This is a genomic window from Paraburkholderia sp. SIMBA_030, assembly GCF_046535245.1.
In the GTDB taxonomy this organism is placed as follows: domain Bacteria; phylum Pseudomonadota; class Gammaproteobacteria; order Burkholderiales; family Burkholderiaceae; genus Paraburkholderia.
This window is the reverse complement of the sequence record NZ_JAWRXB010001284.1, coordinates 1-248: the sequence shown is the minus strand read 5'-3', so window position 1 is coordinate 248 and position 248 is coordinate 1. Positions and strand designations below refer to the sequence as shown.

At 42.3% G+C, this 248-nt stretch carries 1 protein-coding gene; it reads left to right on the top strand.

The genetic code is table 11. The features are described from left to right. The coding region (locus SB772_RS44190) for a hypothetical protein (RefSeq protein WP_410839047.1) at nucleotides 1–248 on the top strand (248 nt) is incomplete at both ends.

The following is a 248-nucleotide window of genomic DNA, read 5'->3' as shown; positions in this document are numbered from 1 at the left end:
CTGTCTATCGATGCTGCGGGTACACCAAAGCTGATTAGTATTCGTAAGCTGAATTATAAGGGTGAAGCGGGCGCAGTTGATGCGAAAGGTGTTATCGACTTACGTAAAAATATCGGCTGGAATATAGATGGCCGTTTTGATCAGTTTAACTTGGGTTACTTCTTACCCAATAATCCAGCGATAATCACAGGCGATCTAAAAACCAGTGGCGAATGGCAAAATGCACCAAAGAACAGTAAAAATACTGC